Source organism: Citrobacter sp. A316, assembly GCF_002042945.1.
In the GTDB taxonomy this organism is placed as follows: Bacteria; Pseudomonadota; Gammaproteobacteria; order Enterobacterales; family Enterobacteriaceae; genus Citrobacter; species Citrobacter portucalensis.
This window is the reverse complement of the sequence record NZ_MVFZ01000003.1, coordinates 56691-79807: the sequence shown is the minus strand read 5'-3', so window position 1 is coordinate 79807 and position 23117 is coordinate 56691. Positions and strand designations below refer to the sequence as shown.

Below are 23117 nucleotides of genomic sequence, written 5' to 3'. Positions count from 1 at the left end.
TCCCGGATTGCCGATGACTATCTAACGGGCGTGTTTTCACGCATAAACCCTACAAGAGAGTCGACGGTCATGGACAACACTACATCGATGCAAGCCCAGCATAAACTGGGCTTTTTGCATCAAATCCGGCTGGTTCCGCTGTTTTCCTCCATTCTCGGTGGCATCCTTCTGCTATTCGCCTTAAGTTCCGGGCTGGCAGGCTATTTTCTTATGCAGGCCGATCGCGATCAGCGCGACGTGACCGATGAGATTCAGGTCAGGATGGGGTTATCTAACAGCTCTAACCACTTACGCACTGCGCGTATCAATATGATCCACGCCGGCGCGGCGAGCCGTATCGCCGAAATGGATGACATGAAGGCCAATATTGCCGAGGCGGAAAAACGGATTAAGCAGTCGCAGGACGGTTTTAACGCGTATATGTCGCGTGCGGTAAAAACGTCTGCTGATGAAGCGCTAGATGCTGAACTGAGCGCCAGCTTCAAAGCCTATACCGACGGCTTACAGCCCATGCTGAAGTACGCTAAAAACGGCATGTTTGAAGCGATCATCAACCATGAAAATGAACAGGCCCGACCGCTGGACTCTGCTTACAATAAGGTATTGTTAAAAGCGATCGACATTCGTACCGCAAGGGCGAACCAGTTAAGCGAACAGGCGCATCAGCGTACACAACTCGGCATGGCTTTTATGCTGGGTGCATTCGTTCTTGCGCTGGCGCTGACCGTAATGACGTTCATTGTTCTGCGCCGCACGGTCATTCATCCTCTGTTACGCGCGGCCAAGCGTATTGAGCAAATTTCCGCGGGGGATCTGACCATGCAAGATGAAGCAACCGGGCGTAGCGAAATTGGTCGCCTGAGCCGTCATCTGCAGACAATGCAACGATCATTGGGGAAAACGGTGGGCACGGTACGTCAGGGCGCGGAAGAAATATACCGCGGTACCAGTGAGATTTCGGCGGGTAATACCGATTTGTCTTCACGTACCGAACAACAGGCGGCGGCGATTGAACAAACGGCGGCCAGCATGGAAGAGCTGACGGCAACGGTGAAGCAAAACGCCGACAATGCGCATCACGCAAGCAAGCTGGCGGAAGATGCGTCCGGCAAGGCCAGCCGGGGTGGTCAGATGGTTTCTGGCGTGGTGAAAACCATGGGCAATATCTCAACGAGCTCGAAGAAAATCTCCGAAATCACCGCTGTTATTAATAGTATTGCTTTCCAGACTAATATCCTGGCGCTGAACGCGGCGGTTGAGGCGGCGCGGGCAGGAGAGCAGGGGCGTGGATTTGCAGTGGTGGCCAGTGAGGTCCGTACGCTGGCAAGCCGCAGCGCTCAGGCGGCAAAAGAGATTGAAGGATTGATCAGCGAATCGGTCCGACTGATTGACCAGGGCTCCGGAGAAGTCGTCGCGGCGGGCAATACGATGACGGATATTGTCGACGCGGTAAAACGCGTGACCGATATCATGCTGGAAATCGCGGCGGCCTCTGATGAGCAGAGCCGAGGTATCGTCCAGGTGAGCCAGGCAATATCAGAAATGGATAAGGTTACGCAGCAAAATGCCTCGCTGGTTGAAGAAGCATCGGCTGCAGCGGCCTCTCTCGAAGAACAGGCGGCGCGCTTAACGGAAGCTGTAGGAACATTCCGCTTAACAGGAACAAGCGCTATTAAACGCGCTCCCGTGACCACTACGCCTGACCAGTCGCGTCCGCAGACAGCAACGGCCAGTGGCGATAACTGGGAAACGTTTTAACAATAAATTAAGGGACCTGATGGTCCCTTAATATTTGGCATCAAAACGGTACGGTTTTGCGTATTGCGGCGATAAGGATCTGCGCGGCCTGAGAGAGTTGCACATCAACACGGGTAAGAATACCGATGGGTTCACCCGCACCGTGGGTAGGTATCGGCAACGACACCAGCGTCGCCTGGCGTAAATCCTCTCTAACCGCGCCTGAAGGGACAAACCACACATAGTCGTAATCAACCGTCAGCTGGCGGGAAAGCGATGCTGACAGCGTTTCAATGCAGCCTGGCGGCAGTTTACAACCCTGACTTTGCAACAATGCTTCTGCGTGCTGGCGAGGCGCGGTTCCTTTTGGCGAAACTACCACCGGCCACTCCATTACCCGACTTAACGTGATGGTTTCCTGTAACAACGGGTGGTTAGGACGTACAACCAGTTTAAGTGATTCCAGAAACAACAATTCATAATTCAGACCGACCATCAATTCCGGATCGGCCATGCGACCAATGCCAAGGTCGATTTCCCCGGATTTTAAACCTGCCAAAATCATCGGATTGCTCATGGTGGCGACCTGTAGCGTGGTCTCCATTTGCTGTTTGTGGAAAGGACCAATTACCGCAGGCAGAATGCCCAGTGCCGCGGTGGGTAAGGCCCCAATCCGTACGACATCAGTCTGCGATTCTTCGCGCTGATTTAACGCTTGTCCGGCGGTGTTGAGCGCATCCAGCACTCTTACAGCGTGGGTAAGAAACTGTTCTCCGGGCAGCGTTAACTGCGCGCCAAGGCGGCCACGCTCAAAGAGTCGGGTACCGGTCAGTTGCTCCAGCTCATTTAGCGTTTTGGAGAGAGCCGGTTGGCTCAGGTTAAGGGTCTCAGCCGCGCGCCCCAACGTTCCCTGCTGTGCAACGGCGACAAAAGTATGAAGGTGGCGCAAGCGAATGCGCTGATTGAACAGAACATTTTTTTCCATAAGCGATGTTAAAAACAGAGCCGTATCGGTGACAAGTAAAGTTGTTTGTTTTTGATAACCTGATAGCAAAATATTATTAACATTTATCATGTTTTACTTACAACTGATTTATTTTGCTTATGTTTTGTACAGCGTTGCTGGGTGGCGGGATCATGGAAGGGAGTATGTTCAGTCGTTATACTTTGGTTATTGTTTACTTTTGAACGATTTCTCTTCACAAGGCACTGATGAATGATACATGTAATAGGGCACCTTAATCCCGATAGCGATGCCATCTGCACCGCAGCAATGACGGCGCGTTGGCTTAGTTTACGTGGCCAGCAGGCGACGGCATGGCGTTTGGGCGAGCCTAACCGCGAAACGCAGTTTATCTTTGAGCATGCCGGGCTGACGATGCCTGAACGGTTGATGTTTGAACTGACCGATCGTGATGTCTGGCTGGTTGATTTTACCGAACCTGCCCAGGGGCCGGAATCGCTGGCAGAAAGTAACGTGGTGGGAATTATCGATCATCACCGACTCGGTGGATTAGTCACCCGTCTGCCACCGGAAGTGTGGGTGAAGCCCGTCGGTAGTAGCGCAACCCTGCTGTGGCAACTGATGACGGAAGATGAACGCAACCAGTTATCTTCCGCTGAAGCTGTTTTACTGCTCGGTGCGGTATTGAGTGACACTGTCACGCTGCGTTCACCTACGACCACCTCTGACGATCGCCAGGCGGTTGATGCGCTGGCCCAAAAAACCGGAGTGGATCTTGACGCTTTCAGTCGCGACCTGCTGTCAGCCAAAACAAGCGTGGAAGGGATGAGCGCCCGCGAACTTTTGCAGAAAGACATTAAAACCTTCACCATCCATGGACATTCAGTCTGTGTAGCGCAGCTTGAACTGTATGCGCTGCAACAGGTGGATGAGGTGCTGGACGATCTCCGTCAGGAAATGGCGCGCTATGCAGAAGAAAAGAATGCTGCGTTGGTCGTGCTGATGCTCACTGACATCAATCTGGGTGACACCAGCCTTTGGTTTGCTGGAGCAGAACTTTCAGACATCCCGCAGCCTTGCAAGGTAGAAGGTATGCTTAGCCGTAAAAAACAGATGCTACCCTGGCTGGAAAGTCATTTGAAACCACGCCAGTAGGTACTGTTCATCGTTTGTATGGGTGGGAAGTTTACGCGGGGTCACACTTTGTAAATTCTTCCCACCGGAGTCAGCGGTGTTTTCTACACTCCAGGTAATATTCACTGGAGGCATGACATTATGGCGAACACCATCACGGCAGATGAGATTCGGGAACAATTTTCGCAGGCAATGTCAGCAATGTACCAGCAGGAAGTCCCGCAATACGGCACGTTGCTGGAACTTGTCGCTGATGTGAATCTGGCGGTACTGGAAAATAATCCGACGCTGCATGAAAAACTGGCGAATGCGGATGAACTGGCCCGGCTAAACGTTGAACGTCATGGCGCCATTCGAGTGGGTACCGCGCAGGAGCTTTCTACGCTGCGCCGGATGTTTGCCGTTATGGGCATGTATCCGGTGAGTTACTACGATCTCTCCCAGGCCGGCGTCCCCGTACATTCTACAGCCTTTCGTCCCATCGACGATGCCTCGCTATCGCGCAACCCGTTTCGGGTATTCACCTCGTTATTACGGCTCGAACTCATCGAAAACGCCGCGCTGCGGCAAAAAGCCGCTGAGATCCTCGCGAAACGCGATATTTTCACTCGCCGTTGCCACGAGCTGCTGGATGAATTTGATGCACAGGGCAGTTTTACATCTGAACAGGCGCAAGAATTTGTGCATGAAGCACTGGAAACATTCCGCTGGCATCAGCACGCCACGGTCGATGAAGAGACCTATCACGCATTACATAACGAACACCGGCTGATTGCTGATGTAGTGTGCTTCCCCGGTTGTCATATCAACCATCTGACGCCGCGAACGCTGGATATTGACCGGGTACAGTCGATGATGCCGGAATGCGGCATTGAACCGAAAATACTGATTGAAGGGCCGCCGCGCCGCGAGGTGCCGATTTTATTACGTCAGACCAGTTTCAAAGCGCTGGAAGAACCTGTGTTGTTTGCCGGTGAAATGCGTGGCACTCACACGGCGCGTTTTGGTGAAATCGAACAGCGCGGCGTGGCCCTGACGCCGAAAGGCAGAGCGTTGTACGACGAATTGCTGAGTAAAGCGGGAACGGGGAAAGACAATCTGACGCACCAACTACACCTTCAGGAAGTATTCAAGGCCTTCCCGGATAGCGAATTCCTGCTGCGCCAGCAGGGGCTCGCCTGGTTCCGCTACCGTCTGACGCCATCGGGTGAAGCACATCGGCAGGCTATTCGCCCGGATGACGACCCGCAGCCGCTCATTGAACGGGGCTGGCTGGTTGCACAACCCATCACCTACGAAGATTTTTTACCGGTGAGCGCCGCAGGAATTTTCCAGTCCAATTTGGGCAATGAAACACAGGCTCGCAGCCACGGAAATTCCAGCCGCGACGCGTTTGAACAGGCGCTGGGTTGCGCGGTTTATGATGAGTTTGTGCTGTATCAGGAGGCTCAAGAGCGAAGTAAACGTCGGTGTGGTTTACTTTAATGGAATTTACATGGGATTCGGTCTGTTCCCATCGACATAAAATATTTTCGATTTTGTACAGATAATCGACGACCAACAATTGGATTATTAATGAATTTTGTCTAGAGTGAGCGGTCAGAAATGTGCACTCTCTTGCCGCTGATTTTGACCGGCGCGGGACCATTTACACGACCAGAAGGACTCACTTTCAGGCATGAATCGCAGACGATTTATTAAAGGTTCAATGGCAGTGGCCGCCGTGTGCGGAACCAGTGGTATTGCATCACTCTTTTCCCGCGCCGCCATTGCGGCAGAGTCTGACATTGCAGACGGAAAAACTGTACGTTTTGATTTTTCCGTTCTGCAATCGATGGCCCATGACTTAGCACAGAAACCCTGGGGCGGCGCACCGCGCGCGTTACCGGATACGCTGGCAAAACTGACGCCGCAGGCCTACAACAGCATTCAATATGACGCAGGACAGTCTCTGTGGAACAATGTTGAAAATCGTCAGCTTGATGCGCAGTTCTTCCACGTGGGAATGGGTTTTCGTCGCCGTGTACGTATGTTCTCGGTTGATGGCAGTACGCATATGGCACGTGAAATCCACTTCCGTCCGGAGCTGTTTAAATACAACGATGCGGGCGTGGATACCAAACAATTGGAAGGGCAGACTGACCTCGGATTCGCCGGATTCCGCGTGTTTAAAGCGCCAGAACTGGCCCGCCGCGATGTCGTTTCTTTCCTGGGCGCCAGCTATTTCCGCGCCGTGGATGACACCTATCAGTATGGTTTATCGGCCCGTGGTCTGGCGGTAGATACCTACACCGACAGCAAAGAAGAGTTTCCTGATTTCACCTCTTTCTGGTTTGAAACGGTTAAACCGGGCGCGACTTCCTTTACCGTGTATGCGCTTCTCGACAGCCCAAGCGTAACCGGCGCATTCAAGTTCGTGATCCACTGTGAGAAAACGCAGGTGATTATGGATGTACAAAACCACATCTATGCGCGCAAAGACATTAAACAGCTCGGCATTGCGCCGATGACCAGCATGTTCAGCTGCGGCAACAATGAGCGTCGGATGTGCGACACTATTCACCCGCAAATTCATGACTCCGATCGTCTGGCGATGTGGCGGGGCAATGGCGAGTGGATCTGCCGCCCGCTGAATAACCCGCAGAAGCTGCAGTTCAACGCCTATACCGATAACAACCCGAAAGGGTTTGGCTTGCTGCAACTCGATCGTGACTTCTCCCATTATCAGGACATCATGGGCTGGTACAACAAGCGCCCAAGCCTGTGGGTCGAACCGCGCAACCAGTGGGGCAAGGGGGCTATCGGCCTGATGGAGATCCCGACGACCGGCGAAACGCTGGATAACGTGGTCTGCTTCTGGCAGCCGGACAAGAAGATCAAAGCCGGCGATGAGCTGGAGTTCAAATATCGCCTGTACTGGAGTGCTCAGCCGCCGGTGCGTTCACCGCTGGCTCGTGTAATGGCAACCCGGACAGGCATGGGCGGTTTCCCGGAAGGATGGGCTCCGGGCGAACATTACCCGGAAAAATGGGCGCGTCGTTTTGCCGTTGACTTCGTCGGTGGCGATCTAAAAGCGGCTGCACCGAAAGGCATTGAACCGGTGATTACGCTCTCCAGCGGTGAAGCGAAACAGATTGAGATCCTCTACGTGGAACCTATCGACGGTTATCGCATTCAGTTTGACTGGTATCCGACCTCTGACTCAACCGATCCGGTAGATATGCGTATGTTCCTGCGTTGTCAGGGTGACGCCATCAGCGAAACCTGGCTGTATCAGTATTTCCCGCCAGCGCCGGATAAACGTCAGTACGTTGACGACCGCGAGATGCGTTAATCATACCCTTTACGGCTCTCCTGATGGGGAGCCGTATCTGCAATCCTCCTCATAACGACTCTGTACACTATTTACTCGATCCTGTTCGCATTTTTCTGTATGGCAAATGGGTACTCTGTGGATGTGTATTTCTTATACACGTCTTGTCCACTAACAGGGAGAAAGTATGTTTCCAGAATACAGAGACCTTATTTCCCGACTGAAATCCGAGAACCCTCGCTTTCTGTCCTTATTCGAAAAACACAACAGCCTTGATCATGAGATCTCCAGACTGGAAGGTTCGGATGGTCGGGGGTATAGTTTGGACATTGTTCGCCTTAAGAAACAGAAACTCCACCTGAAGGAAGATCTGCTCAAAATATTGCAAAAAGAGAGTGTCAGTGAGAGCTAAGTAGAACGGCGCTTGCTGTGTAAAAGGGCTTCCTGTGAGAAACGGAAGCCCTTCCTGTTTTAGGTGTTAATCAACCATCACGCGTTTGTTTGTCGCCCCCCAGAGGATCGACATTTCAGTGAACAACGCGCCGCTAATTTCTTCGACTTCTTCTGCGCTAACCTGCGCATTTCCCTGTTTACCGAACAGCACCACTTCATCACCGGATACAACCTGCGGCAAATCGGTCACATCAACGATCACGGTATTCATGGATGTTTTACCCAGTACTGGAACCCGCTGACCACGGATCAGCACGTGTCCCGCGTTACTGAACACACGGCGATAACCATCGGCATAGCCCGTCGGAATATTAGCCAGAACGGAATCACGTTTAAGGGTATAGGTCCTGTCATACCCGACGGTGTTTCCTTTGGGGTAATGGTTGACCGACGCGATGGCGGATTTAAACGTCATGACGCGTTTGTATTCGGTACTGGCGATGGTATCCCCATAAAAAATACCGCCAACACGCACCATGTCGAGCCAGGATTCTGGAACGGTCAGGGTGGCGAATGTATTCGCAACATGCAGGGTGACATCTTCGCGCTTAAGCCCGGTAATTTTGAGGACCTGGGCCGATTGCGTATTGAAACGGGCCAGATCGCGTTTTACCACTGCCGCATCTTCTTCCGGGAAATGCGACATAATGCCAACAATTTTCAGGCCGGGTAATGCGGAGATAGCGCGTGCTTCTTCCAGACCTGCGGCGGTACTGACTTCCAGACCGTTACGCGACATACCGCCAGAGTTCAGCGCCAGATGGATTCGAATAGTTTTACCTTTCTCCTGAGCGATTGCACTTAGACGCTTAGCCATGTCCAGATTACCGATCAGCTCTTCGGTATCGAAATCCGCTGCCTGGCGCATTTCTTTCTCCGTCGCGTTACGCACGCGTATGAGCTGCGATGTATAGCCTGACTGGCGAACGGTACTGATTTCCTCGTTACTGGCGATGCCAATACATTGCACGCCGTTTTGCATCATCACCGGCGTTACCAGTGAGAGATCGTGGCCATACGCGTCGCCTTTAAGAATGGCGCACATCCGGGTTTTATCTCCCAGCAGTTGCTGAACTTTATGAATGTTATATTCCAGCGCGCTGCGGGAAATTTCCAGCGTGGTATTATCCACAACCTGTTGCTTATTGACCGCAAAGGGAACGGGGCCCGCTTGCGTGGTGGAAACAGGTTGGTGACAGGCGGTAATCAGTAAAAGCGGAATAAGTGCTAAACGACCCAAAGGTGCTGCCATGCTTGCTCCTTAGCAATAGAATGAAAGTGTTATTGTCATCATTACGGTCTATCCATGAGGGGATACCCGGATCACCAGAGTAACGGGTTCCACGCCAGAGATTCTTTCTAAGTGATTGCTGTTACAGAATAAAAATAAGAAATCCCCGGCTCTAAACAGAGTAATATCGGCTACTGCCAGTCAGAAATGCCCCGTTTACGATCGCAAAGGAGATAAACATGTCAGAAATAATTATCGTTAGTGACGCGCTGGAACTTCGGGCGGTAGAAGAACACCACGTCGCGCCTTTGCATCAATTGGTGCTCAAGAATAAAATCTGGCTCCAGCAGTCACTGAACTGGCCGCAGTTTGTCGAATCCGAGGACGACACGCGCAAAAACGTGCAGGGGAATATGATGTTGCACCAGCGCGGCTACGCCAAAATGTTCCTTATTTTCGAACAGGGGGAGGTGGCTGGCGTTATCTCGTTTAACCAGATAGAGCCGCTGAACAAAGCCGCTTATATTGGTTACTGGCTGGACGAAGAGCACTAGGGCAAAGGTATTCTGTCTCAGGCGCTACAGGCAATGATTCATCATTATGCGCAGCGCCAGGAGATTCGCCGCTTCGTGATTAAATGTCGTGTAGATAACGCCAGGAGCAATCAGGTTGCGCTGCGCAATGGCTTCCGGCTGGAAGGATGTTTACGACAGGCGGAGTTCCTCAATGGCGATTACTATGATGTGAATCTCTACGCCCGCATCATTGATGGCTCTTCAGAATAAACCGGCGAGGGGGGTGCGCGTAATACGCTGTTCGCCGTTGATCACTTTTGGCCCGCGCAGATGGATCGCATCGCCATCAAAGGCTTCAACCTGGGCCTGACCGGTTATCTCAATATGATGCTCGATCAGCACTTCACCCAGAATACAGGCGTGGCCTTCAATCAGGATGTGACCATCCAGCAGAATAGGACCGCCACGTAATTTTGCATGTCCCCCGACCAGCACATGGTGTTTCAGCACACAGTTACCTTCAACCTCCGCGTGTTCCGCCACCTGCGAGCTGTAGCGCAGGGTAGGAATGGCGTCTTCATCAGTTCCGGCGATGACACGCGCATGGCCATAGACTTTAGCGCAATCGCAGATCCAGACATTATTCTCTTCATTGCCTTCTACCTGTGCAAAATCAAAAACTTCAGCCCGATGTTCTATAAAGGCATAGTTGATCATCGCATCACCATAGATCTGCACCTGATGCACCACGCGTGAATTGCTGACGGTCGCCCGATCGTAAATTTGCAGGAGCTGGTCGCTTTCACGCGTTAACCCTCTGGCAGCGATGATTTCAGAGCCACACACAACGCACGCATCACCGTAGAGAAGGCACTCGCCGCGAACAATAGAATCCCGAACGGTGACGTTGTCACGTATTTGTGCGTTATGGCTGATTTCTGCTCGGTCAATCCATGCGGCATCGCCAATCTGCGCGCCATCTCTGACCACGCTTGCCTGTGTAATACGTGCGTTTCCGGATATCGTCGCGCCGGAAAAGGCGAGCGCATTCTCATCGTAAATCCAGCAATCGCCACTTTGCGATAGCACGCTTTCATCATCAATCCAACCGCCGGGCGTACCGGCTCTAACATCATTAAAATCAATGATCGCAATTATCTGGCGTAGTAATACGCTCTTTTTATTGCCATTATCCTGGTAACTAAAGGCGCGAGGTTCATCGCCCAGACGATATTTGGTCATAGCTCATTTCCATGTTGCGCACCTTAGTTAAACGTAGCAAAGTTTTCCGCACTGGCTAAATTCGTGGAAATTCCATAAAATGTATTTCAAATATACTTTAAAAAATAAACAAAATGAGTAAGAACAAGCAAAGTGAGCGAGTCCTCAATCTTCCGGCCGGTTATTTTGGCATGGTACTGGGTATCATCGGGATGGGGTTTGCGTGGCGTTATGCCAGCCATGTATGGTCTGTAAGCCACTGGATTGGCGACGGTTTAGTGATCCTCGCAATGGTCATTTGGGGGCTGTTGACGCTGGCCTTTATTAGCCGTTTACTGCGTTTTCCTCATAGCGTATTGGCGGAAATTCGTCACCCGGTGATGAGCAGTTTTGTCAGTCTGTTTCCAGCCACAACGATGCTGGTTGCGATTGGTTTTGTCCCGTGGTATCGACCGCTGGCGATTGTGTTGTTCAGCATCGGCGTGGTGATACAGCTGGCGTACGCGGCCTGGCAAACGGCAGGATTATGGCGTGGCGAGCACCCGGAAGAGGCCACCACACCGGGTCTGTATCTGCCAACCGTTGCCAATAACTTTATCAGCGCCATGGCCTGCGGTGCGCTTGGTTTCAACGATGCCGGGTTGGTGTTTTTGGGCGCAGGAGTATTTTCCTGGCTCAGCCTGGAGCCAGTGATTCTGCAACGTTTACGAAGCTGCGGCGAGCTGCCGACGGTTTTACGGACTTCACTTGGTATTCAGTTGGCCCCCGCGCTGGTGGCCTGTAGCGCCTGGCTTAGTGTGAACGGTGGTGAGGGGGATACGTTAGCCAAAATGCTGTTCGGCTATGGTTTGCTGCAACTTCTGTTCATGCTACGCCTCATGCCGTGGTATTTGTCACAGCCGTTTAATGCGTCTTTCTGGAGCTTCTCGTTTGGCGTGTCGGCCCTGGCGACGACAGGATTGCATCTGGGACACGGCAGCGAATCAGGATTTTTTCATACGCTATCGATCCCATTGTTTATTTTTACCAATTTTATCATTGCATTATTACTGGTACGTACGTTTGCACTGTTGATGCAGGGAAAACTGCTCATCCGCACAGAGCGTGCTGCATTACTGAAATCTGAGGATAAATAATGACCCTTTGCGACGAAAACTACTTTACTGAAAAATACGATTTAACCCGTACGCATTCCGATGTCGTTGAAGCGGCAAAAATTGTCAAACCGGGCAAAACGTTAGACCTGGGTTGCGGTAACGGTCGTAACAGCTTGTACCTGGCGGCAAATGGCTATGACGTGACTGCATGGGATAAAAACCCCATGAGCATCGCTAACCTTGAGCGCATCAAAGCGGCAGAAGGGCTGACCAACCTGAACGCGAAGGTCGCTGACCTAAATGCGTTACGTTTTGATGGTGAATACGATTTTATTCTTTCTACCGTTGTGCTGATGTTTCTTGAAGCCAAAACTATCCCTGGCCTTATTGAAAATATGCAACGTTGCACTAAACCGGGTGGATATAACTTAATCGTTGCGGCGATGGATACCGATGATTTTCCGTGCACAGTTGGTTTTCCGTTTGCGTTTAAAACCGGAGAATTACGCAACTATTACAACGGGTGGGATCTGCTGAAATATAACGAGGATGTAGGTGAACTTCATCGTACGGATGAAAACGGTAACCGAATTAAACTGCGCTTTGCCACCATGCTGGCACGCAAAACTTCCTGAACCTCCCGTCTGGCTTAACTCTTTCTGCGTTCAGCATTTTTTGTGCTGAGCGCAGAGATAAAATTGTGCGGTGCTTACCATTTTTAGTACATCCAACATGAAACTGTTTTGCTATCCTTTTTAGGCATCATTGCGAAAACTAAAGGGATCGTTTCATGCGTACTCAAACTTTATTTAAAGTTGCAGTGCTTACTGGCTTGTTGGCATTATCCGGCTGTGCGTCAAAAGTGACCGAGCCGGATAAATATTCTGGGTTTTTAAAAAATTACTCTGATCTGAAGGAAACAAAATCAGCATCGGGACAAACGGTACTCCGTTGGGTTGATCCGAGCTACAACGAATCCAAATATGACAACATCGTATATAACCCGGTAACGTATTATCCGGTTCCTAAACCTACTACGCAGGTAGGGCAGCAGGTTCTTGATCAATTACTGACTTATACCAATACACAGTTGAAATCCGCCATCAGCAAGCGTAAGCCTCTGGTTACGACCCCTGGACCGCGTAGCCTGATTTTCCGCGGGGCGATTACCGGTGTAGCGACCAGCAAAGAAGGGCTGCAGTTCTATGAAGTGGTCCCGGTCGCACTGCTTGTTGCGGGAACGCAAATGGCGACGGGTCACCGTACCATGGATACCAACCTCTATTTCGAGGGTGAGTTGATTGATGCGGCGACCAATAAACCGGTGATTAAGGTTGTACGTAAGGGTGAAGGTAAAGACCTGAACAACGAAAGTACGCCGATGGCGTTCGAAACGTTGAAGAAAGTTGTTGATGACATGGCAACCGATGCTTCCATGTTTGATGTGAACCAAAAACCACAATAAAAATGATGAACGCACCATCTCAGGATGGTGCGTTTTTTTATGCTACGCGACGACGATAGAATAGTTTACCCATCAGCGCTTCCGGTCGGGCAAACATCACCAGGTTACCCAGTAAAATCAACACGAGTCCGGCAATCGCGTTAACTTGCCAGATGTATCCTTCATACAATGTTGACAGCGTCAGCGCCACCAGAGGGAACAGCAGCGTGCTGTATGCCGCCTTGCTGGGGCCAATGCGACCGACCAGTGTGAAATAAGCGCCAAAGGCAATCACCGAGCCGAAAATAGCCAGATATAACAGTGCGCTAAGATAGCTGAATGTCCACTGTGGCGTGAAGTTGTCCCCACGAACCAATGCAATGGCAGCGATTAGCAGCGTACCGTACAGCATGGCCCAGGTGTTGGTCGTTAATACTTCCAACCCTTTTTTCTGGTGACGCAGACTTATCATATTGCCCAGTGAGAAGCCGAAGGTTCCCAGAGCGCTCAAACCGATACCGAGCAGCAGTGAATGATTAAACCCGCTGTTGAGCAAATCCTGCCAGAACAGAGTCACAATGCCCGTCAGTCCCAGACCCGCTGCAATATAGAAACGCAGCGGTGGTTTTTGCCCAAAAAAGATGAAGCTATTGACTGCATTGAACAGGACAGCCATTGAGAAAATCACCGACTCCAGTCCGGTATTTATCCACGCCGCAGCTGTATAAAAACACCAGAAGTTGAAGCAAAAAACGCATCCGCCCTGTAACAGACAAAACAGATGATCGCGACCAGACAGTTTGCGTAATTTACCGCTTAACAATAGGATCACTATCATCACTGAGCTGGCAACGGCGAAGCGCCAAAAGATAGAAACCGGCGCAGAAACCGGACCTTGCTGCAAATAAATCGCAATCCATGTCGTTCCCCAAATAACCACCACCAGGCAGTACAACAGTGCGTTCATACAACTCTCTCTTTTTGTAGTCAGGCTCACACTGTGTCATGTCTGGCTGCAGGAGGCTTTCATCGGCTTGCGGCGGACTTGCAAAATCTTGCGCTTTTTTAGCGTTAAAGCGAAAAGGCAGCTGTTAACAATATGTGGCTGTTATAGACTGAAAGCCTGCTAACTTATTTGAATGTGATGGTATGCCTCAGTCCTACGATGCCTTTGAAAACTTACGCAAACATAATGCCGTGTTGCATGAATCGGTTGCGTTACATTCAGGGATCCAACTGGCGGCCTGGTCGAACAAGCGCGATACCATCACCCAGTATTGCGATCATCATACGCTCAGTTTATACATCGCAGATGGCTACGAGAGTTACCACAAAACGGCGGGAGGCTGGAAGAATGGCGGCGGGCCGGACCGTTTTTGCCTGATGCCGAAAGAGAGTGAGTCCAGTTGGGATATTCGTGACGATCTTTCCTTTGTCCATCTCTATTGTACGGACGCTCATCTGCGCGAAGTGGGTGAAAAAGTCTGGGACAAAAGCCCCTATAGCTTCACGCTGGACGAGCACACGTTTGGCAGCGATCCGGGGATCACGGCGGTTTACCGTCAGTTTTTGCTTGGTAACGACTGGCAGCAACCCGCTAATCACCTCACGCTTAGCGCGGCATCTTCACTACTGTTAACACATCTGATCCAGCATTACAGCAATGTGCAATGGCGACTTCCCGTTGTCACCGGGGGGCTTGCGCCTGCCACATTGCGTAACGTGCTGGCCTATATTGAAGCGCATCTGGCGTATCCCATAACGTTGAGCGATCTGGCAAGCGAGGCAGCGCTAAGCGAATTCCATTTTGCCAGAATGTTTCGCCAGTCAATGAATATGGCGCCGCACCAGTACGTCATGCAACGCCGTATGGCGCTGGCGCAGCAACTGGTCCGCTATTCATCACGCAGCCTGTCAGATATTGCAATGGCCTGTGGATTCAGTTCAGCGAGTCATTTCAGCAACCGGTTTAAACAAGTGATGGGTAAAACGCCAACGCAGCTACGCGCGGCGAAATAACGTCAACACTGCGTAGCAGATACCGCCGATGACCAGCCCCCAGAATGCCGAGCCAACGCCAAATACCGTCAGACCACTGGCCGTAACCAGAAAAGTCACAACGGCTGCGTCGCGTTCTGCTTCATTATGTAAGGCTTGATATAAACTACCGCTAATCGTGCCAAGCAATGCCAGACCAGCCAGCATCTGGATCCAGCTTACGGGCAGGGCTGCCATCAGTCCTGTGACCGAACCGCCAAACACTCCAGCCAGAAGATAGAAAACACCCGCGGCAGCAGCGGCGAGCCAGCGTCGATTGGCATCCGGATGGGCTTCGGGGCTTTGACAAATTGCGGCGGTTATGGCGGCTATGCAGATGGAATAGACGCCAAACGGCGAAAATAGCAGCGCCAGCAGACCCGTAAAAACAATCAGGGGGGAAACGGGTAACGAATATCCCGATGCTTTCATAGTTGCAATACCGGGGGCATTTTGCGAAGCCATAGTGACCAGAAACAGCGGTAGCGCAATGCTGATACTGTGGGCTAATGAAAAGTGTGGGGCAATAAACGCTGGCATAACCGGTGACAGATTAACACCATCGGTGACAATGTCACCTTTAACCAGAGCGATGGCAATACCCACCAGCATCGCGGCGATAACGGCATATCTTGGGGCAATCACTTTTAGCACCAGCCATGCTACCAGCATACTACCGCACAAAATAAGCTCACTGTTCAGGCTAATAAATGCCTGCAACCCAAAACGCAGCAAGATCCCGGCCAGCATGGCTGATGCCAGCGAGTGGGGAATGATTTTCATCAGGCGGGCAAACAGTCCGGTTACTCCGCACAGCACAATCAACGCATTAGCCACGATAAAAACGCCGATGGCATCCTGAATAGATACCCCGTGCAGGCCCGTCACCAGCAGCGCGGCACCGGGCGTTGACCATGCGGTAAGCACAGGGGCGCGATACCACAATGTCAGAGCCAGCGTACTGACCCCCATTGCTAGCCCAAGTGCAGTCATCCAGCCCGCAATTTGTCCGGTCGTCGCACCTGCGGCGAGCGCCGCTTGCCAGATAATGGCCGCCGAACTGGCATAGCCGACCAGGACCGCCACAAAACCCGATAATACGGTAGGCAGGGGGATGGAAAATGTACGCATAGCAACTCCGCGTGCGTTATAACGGTCAATTACTGTAACACTGTGCGTTATAACGTACAAGTGCTAAGCTGTAACCCTGAGAAGGGAGAGCAGGAAGGAGAAAAATGGACAACTTAACCCACTATCTGGCCACAACGCTCAAGACGCTACGTCACCAGCGTGAATGGAGCCTTTCGCGTCTGGCGGAGGAAACTGGCGTTTCAAAAGCGATGCTGGGGCAGATTGAGCGCAACGAATCCAGTCCAACGGTGGCAACATTGTGGAAAATTGCCACCGGACTGAACGTCCCGTTTTCAACGTTTATTTCACCGCCGGAGTCAGACTGCGCGCCAACATTCGATCCCCAGCAGCAGGCGATGGTCGTCACGCCGTTGTTCCCGTGGGATCCGCAACTGTGCTTCGATCATTTTTCGATATTGCTGGCACCCGGTGCGCTCAGTGAATCAACTCCGCATGAGACCGGCGTAATAGAGCACGTGGTGGTGATAAATGGGCAACTGGATATGTGTATTGAGGGCCAGTGGCGTACCCTTAAATCCGGTGAGGGTGTCCGTTTCGCCGGAGATACGGCACATAGCTACCGTAACAGTAGCGACCAAACGGTTCATTTTCACTCGCTGATCCATTACCCACGTGGTTAATCGGGAAAACTATTTCGAAACGCCGCGCTTGTGACTACAATAACCGCCATTTTTACCGCTTGTGGATGGTAACAACTGTATGCGCCAGCAGCCTCATCACCTTGAATTGTTAAGCCCGGCTCGGGATACCGCCATTGCGCGCGAAGCCATTTTACACGGCGCAGACGCCGTTTACATTGGTGGACCGGGTTTTGGCGCGCGTCATAACGCCAGTAATAGCCTGAAAGATATTGCCGAATTAGTGCCTTTTGCCCATCGTTACGGGGCAAAAATCTTTGTGACGCTAAACACGATCTTGCATGATGATGAGCTGGAGCCCGCACAACGATTAATTACCGATCTGTATCAGACCGGCGTTGATGCCCTGATCGTGCAGGATATGGGGATTCTGGAACTGGATATTCCCCCGATTGAACTGCACGCCAGCACCCAGTGCGATATTCGCAGCGTTGAGAAGGCTAAGTTTCTATCCGATGTGGGATTCACCCAGATTGTGCTGGCGCGCGAACTGAGCCTTGAGCAGATTAACGCTATCCATCAGGCTACCGATGCGACTATTGAGTTTTTCATTCATGGTGCGCTGTGCGTTGCCTATTCAGGCCAGTGTTATATTTCACATGCGCAAACCGGACGCAGCGCAAACCGCGGCGACTGTTCCCAGGCTTGCCGGTTGCCGTATACCCTGAAAGACGATCAGGGGCGCGTGGTATCCTATGAAAAACATCTGCTGTCGATGAAAGATAACGATCAGACCGCCAACCTCGGTGCGTTGATTGATGCAGGTGTGCGTTCCTTCAAAATTGAAGGGCGCTACAAAGACATGAGTTATGTAAAGAATATTACCGCCCATTATCGCCAGATGCTCGACGCCATTATTGAAGAGCGCGGCGATCTGGCCCGTTCATCAGCGGGACGTACCGAACATTTCTTTACCCCATCCACAGAGAAAACCTTCCATCGCGGCAGCACCGATTATTTTGTGAATGCCCGTAAAGGGGATATTGGCGCATTCGACTCACCAAAGTTTATCGGCTTGCCGGTTGGCGAAGTCCTGAAGGTGGCGAAAGATCATCTCGATGTTGAGGTGACCGAACCGCTGGCAAACGGGGATGGCCTGAACGTGTTAATCAAACGTGAGGTTGTGGGATTCCGCGCCAACACCGTGGAAAAAACGGGGAACAATCGTTATCGGGTATGGCCGAATGAAATGCCTGCCGATCTGCACAAAGTGCGTCCGCATCATCCACTGAATCGCAACCTCGATCATAACTGGCAGCAGGCATTGACCAAAACTTCCAGCGAACGCCGTGTTGCGGTCGATATTGAGCTCGGTGGCTGGCAGGAGCAGTTGATTCTGACGCTCACCAGTGAAGAGGGCGTGAGTATCACTCATACGTTGGACGGCCAGTTTGAGGATGCGAACAATGCGGAAAAAGCGTTGAGTAACCTACAGGACGGACTGGCAAAACTTGGGCAGACAATGTACTACGCCCGCAATATTCAGGTGAATCTGCCGGGCGCGCTGTTCGTGCCAAACGGTCAACTAAATCAGTTACGGCGTGAAGCCGTTGATATGCTGGATGCAGCGCGCCTGCAAAGCTATCAGCGCGGTAGCCGCAAACCGGTATCTCAGCCAACGCCGGTTTATCCGCAAACGCATTTGAGTTTCCTGGCTAACGTCTACAACCAAAAAGCGCGTGAGTTTTATCACCGTTATGGCGTTCAGTTGATTGATGCTGCTTATGAAGCGCATGAAGAAAAGGGCGAAGTGCCGGTGATGATCACCAAACATTGCCTGCGTTTCGCCTTTAACCTGTGTCCGAAACAGGCGAAAGGGAACATCAAGAGCTGGAAAGCGACACCGATGCAACTGGTTAACGGTGATGAAGTTCTGACGCTGAAATTTGATTGCCGACCGTGCGAAATGCACGTAATCGGCAAGATGAAACATCACATTCTGAAGATGCCGTTGCCGGGCAGCGTCGTGGCTTCGGTCAGTCCGGAAGAACTGATGAAGACACTGCCGAAGCGCAAAGGGTAATCGTTAGCTCAGATGTGTATCGGGTTTGCGTGATTTTTGCCAGTGATGGTGTTCACGAAGATTGGCGGCGGATTCTTCCGCCGTCACTCGCAGTTCATCGCTGTCGGCTGTGTGTCGTAATAAGTGATCGGCGTCCTGCACCTGAAGATATTCATGTCCCTGATTAGTAGCGAAAAGTTGACCAGAAAAAAGCGCGCTGGCCAGCAATAACACCGTTAACCCTTTCTTAAACATCATGCACCCTCTGGTACGTTAGCTACGGAATTGGCGATAATTTCGCCTGGTGACTATTCAATATTTTAATCGGGATAATGACAATCTCTGTTTTGCCATTTCGATGTTTTTTACATTTTTGTTTAGCTAACGTTAGGATTTGTCACAACCGAGCAATGCAGCGCTGCCCGGTTGTTAGCAAGCAGGGAATCAGGACTTAAATCCTGCGGCCGTCATCAGGAGACGAAAGAACATGCCAACAGCGGCGAGGGCCAGCACGCTGCCGCCCCAGAGGATCACCAGCCACATCAGGCGTTTCCAGATTGTTTGTTGCATCAATGATACCCCTCACCATGTTGAACTTTCCCGCGGAAAACGTAGTAGCTCCAGAAGGTGTACACCAGGATTATCGGGATAATCAGCAGTGCGCCGACCAACATAAAGCCCTGACTTTGTGCCGGAGCCGCCGCCTGCCAGAGCGTAATAGACGGTGGAATGATGTGTGGCCAGATACTGATCCCCAGCCCGCTAAACCCGAGAAAAATCAGCCCCAGCGTCAATACAAAAGGTAGTGTATGGCTGTTTTGCTGGCCCAGTGAGCGCCACAGCCAGATGCTGATAAGCGCAACCAGAAGTGGAACCGGCATCAGGAACCACAGATTCGGCAGGCTAAACCAACGCTCGGCGATTGCACTGTGTGCCAGCGGCGTCCACAGGCTGATAATGGCAATCACCACCAACATTGCCAGCAGCAGTTTTTTGGCCACACGACGCATTTTATCCTGCAATGGATTTTCGCTTTTCATCACCAGCCATGTTGCCCCCAGCAGAGCGTAAGCCACGACCAGACCAACGCCGCAGAACAACGTGAACGGTGTCAACCAGTCGAAGGGACCACCGCTGTAGCTGCGTCCGGTAACGGAAAATCCGTTAAGTACGGCACCCACCACGATACCTTGCGTGAATGTCGCAAGGATGGAACCGCCGAGAAAGGCTTTATCCCAGAAGGGTCGATGTGCAGGTGTGGCTTTGAAGCGAAACTCGAACGCGACGCCGCGGAAAATCAGGCCGATCAGCATCAGAGTTAACGGGATCGTCAGCGCATCGACAATCACCGCATAGGCCAGGGGGAACGCGCCAAATAATCCCGCTCCGCCCAACACCAGCCAGGTTTCATTGCCGTCCCATACCGGGGCGACGCTGTTGACCATTACATCGCGGTCATCAGAGTCCTGAATCGCCGGGAATAAGATACCGATCCCAAGATCAAAGCCGTCCATCACGATATACATCAGCGTGGCGAACACGATAATTACAAACCAGATAACTGATAAATCGATACCCATTAGCGGTGTGCCTCCGGTTGAGAATCGAGGACGGCAGCAGAAAGCGGCCGTGCAGGCGTGCCGGTTGGCGGAATGGTCGGGTCATCTTCCTGTGGCCCTTTACGGATCAGGCGGATCATGTAGCTGTAACCCACGCCAAACACTGAGCTGTACACCACAAAGAAAGACAGCAGGCTGATGCTCATATGTAAATCGCCATGTGCGGAAACCGCATCCGCCGTACGTTGCAGACCGTAAACCACCCACGGTTGACGGCCAACTTCAGTGGTCACCCAACCGGCAAGGATGGCAATCAGACCGGAAGGACCCATCCACAAGGCAAAGCGCAGGAAAGGGCGCGAGGTATATAAACGCTGCTTATAGCGCAGCCACAGGGCAAACGCGCCCAGCAGGATCATCAGCATGCCTAGCCCGGCCATTATGCGAAACGACCAAAACACCATAGTTGAGTTAGGCCGGTCTTCTTTAGGAAACTCTTTTAGAGCCGGGACCTGTTTGTCCAGACTATGGGTCAGGATTAGACTGCCCAGCGCCGGGATTTCCAGCCCATAGCTGGTGCGTTCCTGCTCCATATCCGGCCAGCCGAACAGCAGCAGCGGAGTCGGTTCACCGGGGGGATTTTCCCAGTGTCCTTCAATCGCGGCAATTTTTGCCGGTTGATGCTTCAGGGTATTCAAACCGTGCATATCGCCAATCAAGGCCTGCAGCGGAGCGACGATTAATGTCATCCACAGCGCCATCGAAAACATTGCGCGAATAGCCGGGGTGTTATTCCCACGCAGTAAATGCCATGCGCCCGACGCCGCGACAAACAGAGCACTGCTCAGGAAGGCGGCGACCGACATATGCAGCAGACGATAGGGGAATGAAGGATTGAAAATAACGGCGAACCAGTCGACGGGAACGACTTGCCCGTTAACTATTTCATAGCCTTGCGGTGTCTGCATCCAACTGTTGGAGGCGAGGATCCAGAAGGTCGAAATAATGGTACCCAATGCGACCATGCAGGTGGCAAAGAAATGAAGTCCTGGACCAACCCGGTTCCAGCCAAACAACATCACCCCAAGGAAACCTGCTTCGAGGAAGAAAGCGGTTAACACTTCATAGGTCAGTAACGGCCCAGTGATACTCCCGGCGAACTCGGAAAAACCACTCCAGTTGGTACCGAACTGATAAGCCATCACCAGCCCGGAAACCACGCCCATCCCAAAGTTAACGGCGAATATTTTCGACCAGAAATGGTATAGCGATCGCCAAGTGGGATTTTTCGTTTTTAGCCATAGCCCTTCAAGCACAGCCAGATAACTGGCGAGCCCGATAGTAATAGCCGGAAAGATGATGTGAAAGGATACCGTAAACGCGAACTGGATCCTTGCCAGGTGAAACGCGTCAAGACCGAACATGCTTAACTCCGCAGGCAAAATTGATTTAGCGCAATTCTAAGCCGCGCCACATCTGGGTTGCAGAAACAGAACCAGTCTTTTTTCCCATAACAGTTACCCGACTGTTATGGGCCTTCCCCAAAACTCCTCCCCAATAATGGCTAAAATTAAGTCGCCAGAATCACCTAACCATCATTCCGTTCATCGTGATATTTCTCGGTCATTTTGGCCGATTTATGACCCAGCAGTCCTGCGTGCAGCGTTGTCCTTGCATTACCGCCGGCTAGCTATTCATACGGTTGAGCTCTCATGACGGTGTAGTGAGGGAAAGAGGGGGAATGGCATTACTGAGTTTCGGGTGACATCCGGTTATCGTATCAATCAGACTGAAATGAAAATAGCGATCTGCGACCAACAACGGAACTGCCCGGTATCTGCCTGGAATTTTTATCCCTGGTGAGCGTTATTCTTAAAATGAACAGTCCCGAGCTGTCTAATTATGGAGTGTACATAAAATGATCGCTATGATTGTGTTTAAAATAATACCATATGGACCTTAAGGGATGGGATACGCAAAAAATTTGGCAAAGGAAATGCTCTCAGCTCTGAATTTAGAAAATGAAGGGATGCTGGTTGCATACATTAAAGGCTTGATTCACTTTCCTGTAGACTTGTATTCTCTCGCATCCGATTTTATCCATACCGATGACAGACGGCAAAACATGGATGATAATATGAGGATTGCGGGACTAGTGAAGCGGGCAACATCAACGAAAAATATTAACATTGTGGAAAAAGCGGTCAATGTATTCATTGATGATTTCATGCAGCACGTTAATTTATCTGATATCGTAACAAATGTAGCAAAAGACACTGTAGCTTCTACATTGGGTAGTTATACTTTCGGTGAATTTTCTGGTTTAAAAATTGGAGCCTTAATCTCTTCACGGATCACCGTGTCTATTGCTTTTAGTATGTCTGTCAGCACATTGTTAATGATTGGTGGTGGAGTATCAAGTGCTATACATGCTTCGAGATACCTAAAAATATCAAACTATGAAGTTTACCGGAAGCTTAAGGACTTGGGAGATTTAGATCTTCTCTATTTTGCTATTCAGGAGCGGGTTGAGCCATTTGAGAAAGCAACCAGATTATCAAAAGAAAATCCTGCTTTGTTCAAACAAGCGGTAGAGTATTTTTTTAAGGGGATGTAGCTC

The 23117-nt window shown here is 51.2% G+C and carries 21 protein-coding genes and 1 pseudogene; 13 read left to right on the top strand and 9 right to left on the bottom strand.

The window, feature by feature from the left end:
* The first annotated feature begins 69 nt into the window (after nucleotides 1–69).
* A complete protein-coding gene (locus tag BZK41_RS04430) occupies nucleotides 70–1758 on the top strand; it encodes a methyl-accepting chemotaxis protein (protein WP_079937326.1) in 1689 nt (562 codons plus the stop codon).
* 40 nt (nucleotides 1759–1798) lie between these two features.
* Here the strand turns inward: BZK41_RS04430 and BZK41_RS04425 are convergent, their stop codons facing one another.
* Nucleotides 1799–2722, bottom strand: a complete 924-nt coding sequence (locus BZK41_RS04425) for a LysR substrate-binding domain-containing protein (RefSeq protein ID WP_079937520.1) — start codon at nucleotides 2720–2722, stop codon at nucleotides 1799–1801.
* A gap of 231 nt (nucleotides 2723–2953) precedes the next feature.
* Here BZK41_RS04425 and BZK41_RS04420 point away from each other — a divergent pair, with 231 nt between their 5' ends.
* The 4 genes from BZK41_RS04420 (at nucleotide 2954) to BZK41_RS04400 (ending at nucleotide 7560) form a co-directional block, all read left to right on the top strand.
* A complete protein-coding gene (locus BZK41_RS04420) occupies nucleotides 2954–3856 on the top strand; it encodes a manganese-dependent inorganic pyrophosphatase (RefSeq protein ID WP_079937325.1) in 903 nt (300 codons plus the stop codon).
* A gap of 120 nt (nucleotides 3857–3976) precedes the next feature.
* On the top strand, nucleotides 3977–5320 hold the full coding sequence (locus tag BZK41_RS04415; RefSeq protein ID WP_079937324.1) for a VOC family protein: 1344 nt from the start codon (nucleotides 3977–3979) through the stop codon (nucleotides 5318–5320).
* 193 nt (nucleotides 5321–5513) lie between these two features.
* Complete coding sequence (locus BZK41_RS04410) at nucleotides 5514–7169, top strand: glucan biosynthesis protein D (RefSeq protein WP_079937323.1); 1656 nt, start codon at nucleotides 5514–5516, stop codon at nucleotides 7167–7169.
* 166 nt (nucleotides 7170–7335) lie between these two features.
* Complete coding sequence (locus BZK41_RS04400; protein ID WP_003833168.1) at nucleotides 7336–7560, top strand: YdcH family protein; 225 nt, start codon at nucleotides 7336–7338, stop codon at nucleotides 7558–7560.
* A 66-nt stretch (nucleotides 7561–7626) separates the two neighbouring features.
* Here BZK41_RS04400 and alr read toward each other — a convergent pair whose 3' ends face one another.
* Nucleotides 7627–8853: an alanine racemase gene (gene alr, locus BZK41_RS04395; protein WP_079937322.1), complete on the bottom strand. Its 1227-nt coding sequence runs from the start codon at nucleotides 8851–8853 to the stop codon at nucleotides 7627–7629.
* Between the two features lie 218 nt (nucleotides 8854–9071).
* Here alr and rimL point away from each other — a divergent pair.
* Nucleotides 9072–9617 (top strand): annotated as a pseudogene (gene rimL, locus BZK41_RS04390) (50S ribosomal protein L7/L12-serine acetyltransferase).
* Here the strand turns inward: rimL and ydcK are convergent.
* Nucleotides 9609–10589 carry a YdcK family protein gene (gene ydcK / locus BZK41_RS04385; protein WP_079937321.1) on the bottom strand — a complete coding sequence of 327 codons (981 nt, stop codon included), beginning with the start codon at nucleotides 10587–10589 and terminating at the stop codon, nucleotides 9609–9611. The pseudogene rimL and the gene ydcK overlap by 9 nt on opposite strands.
* A 113-nt stretch (nucleotides 10590–10702) precedes the next feature.
* Here ydcK and tehA point away from each other — a divergent pair, with 113 nt between their 5' ends.
* From tehA to BZK41_RS04370, 3 genes are all read left to right on the top strand, one after another.
* Nucleotides 10703–11704 carry a dicarboxylate transporter/tellurite-resistance protein TehA gene (gene tehA / locus BZK41_RS04380; RefSeq protein ID WP_079937320.1) on the top strand — a complete coding sequence of 334 codons (1002 nt, stop codon included), beginning with the start codon at nucleotides 10703–10705 and terminating at the stop codon, nucleotides 11702–11704.
* Nucleotides 11704–12300 (top strand): tellurite resistance methyltransferase TehB, encoded by a 597-nt coding sequence (gene tehB / locus BZK41_RS04375; protein ID WP_079937319.1) that lies wholly within the window; start codon nucleotides 11704–11706, stop codon nucleotides 12298–12300. Before tehA ends, tehB begins: the two co-directional genes overlap by 1 nt.
* A 155-nt stretch (nucleotides 12301–12455) precedes the next feature.
* Entirely contained in the window at nucleotides 12456–13130 is a 675-nt protein-coding gene (locus BZK41_RS04370) for a DUF3313 domain-containing protein (RefSeq protein ID WP_079937318.1), read from the top strand.
* A 37-nt stretch (nucleotides 13131–13167) separates the two neighbouring features.
* On the opposite strand, the gene BZK41_RS04365 is transcribed toward BZK41_RS04370, so the two are convergent.
* Nucleotides 13168–14076, bottom strand: a complete 909-nt coding sequence (locus BZK41_RS04365) for a DMT family transporter (protein WP_079937317.1) — start codon at nucleotides 14074–14076, stop codon at nucleotides 13168–13170.
* Between the two features lie 182 nt (nucleotides 14077–14258).
* Between BZK41_RS04365 and BZK41_RS04360 the strand changes: the two genes are divergently transcribed.
* Nucleotides 14259–15128, top strand: coding sequence for an AraC family transcriptional regulator (locus tag BZK41_RS04360; protein ID WP_079937316.1), 870 nt, complete (start codon nucleotides 14259–14261; stop codon nucleotides 15126–15128).
* Here BZK41_RS04360 and BZK41_RS04355 read toward each other — a convergent pair.
* Nucleotides 15111–16277, bottom strand: a complete 1167-nt coding sequence (locus BZK41_RS04355) for a benzoate/H(+) symporter BenE family transporter (RefSeq protein ID WP_079937315.1) — start codon at nucleotides 16275–16277, stop codon at nucleotides 15111–15113. The genes BZK41_RS04360 and BZK41_RS04355 overlap by 18 nt on opposite strands.
* A 104-nt stretch (nucleotides 16278–16381) precedes the next feature.
* Here BZK41_RS04355 and BZK41_RS04350 point away from each other — a divergent pair, with 104 nt between their 5' ends.
* Together BZK41_RS04350 and rlhA are read left to right on the top strand one after the other, a co-directional pair.
* Nucleotides 16382–16918 (top strand): XRE family transcriptional regulator, encoded by a 537-nt coding sequence (locus BZK41_RS04350; RefSeq protein ID WP_079937314.1) that lies wholly within the window; start codon nucleotides 16382–16384, stop codon nucleotides 16916–16918.
* A gap of 79 nt (nucleotides 16919–16997) precedes the next feature.
* Nucleotides 16998–18959, top strand: coding sequence for a 23S rRNA 5-hydroxycytidine C2501 synthase (rlhA, locus tag BZK41_RS04345; protein WP_079937313.1), 1962 nt, complete (start codon nucleotides 16998–17000; stop codon nucleotides 18957–18959).
* Nucleotides 18960–18962: 3 nt separating this feature from the next.
* Here the strand turns inward: rlhA and BZK41_RS04340 are convergent, their stop codons facing one another.
* From BZK41_RS04340 to BZK41_RS04325, 4 genes are all read right to left on the bottom strand, one after another.
* On the bottom strand, nucleotides 18963–19193 hold the full coding sequence (locus tag BZK41_RS04340; protein ID WP_079937312.1) for a DUF2554 family protein: 231 nt from the start codon (nucleotides 19191–19193) through the stop codon (nucleotides 18963–18965).
* Nucleotides 19194–19382: 189 nt separating this feature from the next.
* Complete coding sequence (locus BZK41_RS04335; protein WP_003020230.1) at nucleotides 19383–19508, bottom strand: DUF2474 domain-containing protein; 126 nt, start codon at nucleotides 19506–19508, stop codon at nucleotides 19383–19385.
* A complete protein-coding gene (cydB, locus tag BZK41_RS04330) occupies nucleotides 19508–20518 on the bottom strand; it encodes a cytochrome d ubiquinol oxidase subunit II (protein WP_079937311.1) in 1011 nt (336 codons plus the stop codon). Before cydB ends, BZK41_RS04335 begins: the two co-directional genes overlap by 1 nt.
* Complete coding sequence (locus tag BZK41_RS04325; protein ID WP_079937310.1) at nucleotides 20518–21921, bottom strand: cytochrome ubiquinol oxidase subunit I; 1404 nt, start codon at nucleotides 21919–21921, stop codon at nucleotides 20518–20520. Before BZK41_RS04325 ends, cydB begins: the two co-directional genes overlap by 1 nt.
* Nucleotides 21922–22463: 542 nt before the next feature.
* Here BZK41_RS04325 and BZK41_RS04320 point away from each other — a divergent pair.
* The gene (locus BZK41_RS04320; RefSeq protein ID WP_079937309.1) at nucleotides 22464–23114 is read left to right on the top strand and encodes a hypothetical protein; all 651 of its coding nucleotides are present in this window, start codon (nucleotides 22464–22466) and stop codon (nucleotides 23112–23114) included.
* Nucleotides 23115–23117 lie beyond the last annotated feature (3 nt).